This window comes from Nitrosomonas sp. Nm132 (assembly GCF_900100485.1).
Lineage (GTDB): Bacteria > Pseudomonadota > Gammaproteobacteria > Burkholderiales > Nitrosomonadaceae > Nitrosomonas.
In genome coordinates this window covers 1-2,777 of the sequence record NZ_FNDH01000100.1, presented here as the reverse complement: position 1 = coordinate 2,777, position 2,777 = coordinate 1, and the positions used below count along the sequence as shown (strand labels likewise).

Here is a 2,777-nt window from a genome sequence, read left to right as displayed (position 1 = left end):
GTTCATCGCCAAGTACTCGCAAAACCCACAACCTTTCAAATGGCGTAAGCGGGAAGTGCGCGGCAGTCAGCTCAAAAATACTATCGTTAATTTACGCAATTAAGCACTAGTTCATTGTTTTTATTAATATTATATTTTTGAGAGTAGTGTTTTGCAAAGGTCTTCCTTAGTTTCAACTTTCCCTAGTTTCTTGCATGGCTCAATTGCTCTGGCTGATTGCACCAAGCGCAATTATTCAAATCCTTGTGATTTAAGATAATCTTCATAATTACCTTTGAAGTCATTAATACCATCCGGTTTCATTTCAAGAATTCGTGTGGCCAGTGAAGAAACGAATTCCCGGTCATGTGAAATAAAAATCAAAGTGCCTGTAAATTTCTCAAGTGCGCTGTTCAGTGATTCGATAGATTCCATATCCAGATGATTGGTAGGTTCATCCATCAGGATAATATTCGGTTTCTGGAGAATCAACTTACCAAAGAGCATGCGGCCCTGTTCTCCGCCAGAAATCACGCGGGTAGATTTTTTTACGTCATCACCTGAGAACAATAATCGACCCAATATACCCCGTATCGTTTGATCATCATCATTTCCTTGTCGCCACTGATCCATCCATTCGGTCAACGACATGGTATCTTCAAAATCAGTCGCATGGTCCTGTGGATAATAACTGGGACGCGCCTTCTCGGCCCATTTTATCTCACCAGAATCCGGTGTTAAATCACCTGCAAGGCAACGTAGAAGCGTAGTCTTTCCGATTCCGTTAGGGCCAATGATGGCGACTTTCTCACCGGCTTCTATGTCAAAGCTTAAATGGTCAAATAAAGGCTTATCTAATCCAGGGAAACGCTTGCTGATTTCTTTGATGGAAACAGCCAGACGATGCAGCTTATCCCTGTCATCCACTTCAAACTGGATAAAAGGATATTGGCGGCTGGATGGCTTTACATCTTCAAGTTTTATTTTCTCAATCTGCCGCGCACGGCTGGTTGCCTGTCTGGCTTTCGACGCGTTCGCAGAGAAACGACTGACAAAAGATTGCAAATCAGCAATCTGTGTTTTCTTCTTGGCATTATTCGCTAACATTCGCTCGCGAGCCTGGGTCGAGGCGATCATATATTCATCATAGTTACCGGGATAGATCCGTAGCTCGCCGTAATCCAGATCAGCCATATGCGTGCAAACGCTGTTCAGAAAATGCCGGTCATGGGAGATAATGATAATTGTATTTTTGCTGGTATTGATGACATCTTCCAGCCAGCGAATCGTATTAATATCGAGGTTATTGGTCGGTTCATCCAGTAATAAGATATCTGGATTGGAAAATAATGCCTGTGCCAATAATACGCGTAACTTGAATCCCGGCGCAATCGCGCTCATCAGTCCATGATGCTGGGAAGATGGAATGCCTACCCCAAGAAGCAGCTCCCCGACGCGCGCTTCCGCAGAATACCCATTAAGTTCGGCAAATTGAGACTCAAGTTCGGCGGCATGCAGATAATCGTCTTCAGTGGCATCCGGGTTGGCATAAATTGTGTCACGTTCTTGTTTGACGTGCCATAATTCTGCATGTCCCATCATTACAGTATCAATGACGATACAATCTTCAAAAGCAAATTGGTCCTGACGCAGCTTTCCCACCCGTTCACCGCTGTCGACAGCGACATTACCAGAAGTGGGTTCAAGATCCTTGCCGAGAATCTTCATGAATGTTGATTTGCCGCAACCATTAGCGCCAATCAAGCCATAGCGATTACCACCGCCAAATTTTACGGAAACTTTTTCAAAGAGTGGCTTGGCACCAAATTGCATGGTGATATTAGCTGTTGTAATCAAAGGGTGTACCTAAGGGTTATCATTTCAAAAAAAGCTGACATTCTAAATGTTTTCTAGTGTTACGTAGCGCGTTGGTCTCTTTCAGTATGAAATGAGTCTAAGCTGTGATATGTCAAATATGGAGTGCAGCGGATTAACTAGCAAGAAGTTCTGCAAAGATCTGAGTCCAGAAACGCAACTGATGCAGATCGTCAATCTTACTTATTTAAATTCTGTGTAAAGCTGAAGGAATTTGTCACCAAATCCGTGATTAAAACGGCACTTTGATCCCGCCAAAAGACAAACTATTGATATAACTTCATGATTTATATATGGCTCCCCGACCAGGGCTCGAACCTGGGACCTGCGGATTAACAGTCCGTCGCTCTACCGACTGAGCTATCAGGGAATATGAGACATAAGTAGCGCATATTTTAACGTTTTGGACGCTACTGGTCAACCTATATAGTCTCTTCCAATATGAAATGAGCGTAGTAATCGGCCTTCGGCCGCAATGCGTTTGAAAGAAACACGATGCGGCGAGATGTGCGGTAAAGTGGAATACCGCGACGGCGAAGACCGAACAGTCACTGGAGCGTCCCTGCCCGTAAATGAGCGTGGTCACGGGTCACGTCTGCGACATTGGCGAGGCTGCGAAAGCAGCCATCCCGTTTGAGAGAGTGAGTATAACGACGTACCCGAACCGTTGCGGCATTCCAAACGAGATGATGGAGGAAGGCATGGCACAACGCAAGAGAACGGTACTGGAATTGGCGCACCCGAATGCGGCGGGAATCGACATCGGCTCGGCAAGCCATTTTGTGGCGATGTCGCCGGATCGTGACGATGAACCGGTCCGGGAGTTTAAGAAGCTGTCTGGCAAAACGATTTCCATTAGAATCAAGGATTTTTTGATAGTAAGCTAAGAGATGTCATACAAAACGGATATAAATGATGAGGAA

General features: G+C 44.9%; 2 protein-coding genes and 1 tRNA gene. 1 reads left to right on the top strand and 2 read right to left on the bottom strand.

The window, feature by feature from the left end; genetic code table 11:
• Positions 1–231 precede the first annotated feature (231 nt).
• Together BLP80_RS14700 and BLP80_RS14695 are read right to left on the bottom strand one after the other, a co-directional pair.
• The gene (locus tag BLP80_RS14700; protein WP_090544473.1) at positions 232–1,836 is read right to left on the bottom strand and encodes an ABC-F family ATPase; all 1,605 of its coding nucleotides are present in this window, start codon (positions 1,834–1,836) and stop codon (positions 232–234) included.
• Between the two features lie 312 nt (positions 1,837–2,148).
• Positions 2,149–2,224: transfer RNA gene (locus tag BLP80_RS14695), tRNA-Asn, on the bottom strand.
• Positions 2,225–2,495: 271 nt separating this feature from the next.
• On the opposite strand from BLP80_RS14695, the gene BLP80_RS14690 reads away from it, so the two are divergent.
• Complete coding sequence (locus tag BLP80_RS14690; protein WP_218120474.1) at positions 2,496–2,741, top strand: hypothetical protein; 246 nt, start codon at positions 2,496–2,498, stop codon at positions 2,739–2,741.
• Positions 2,742–2,777 lie beyond the last annotated feature (36 nt).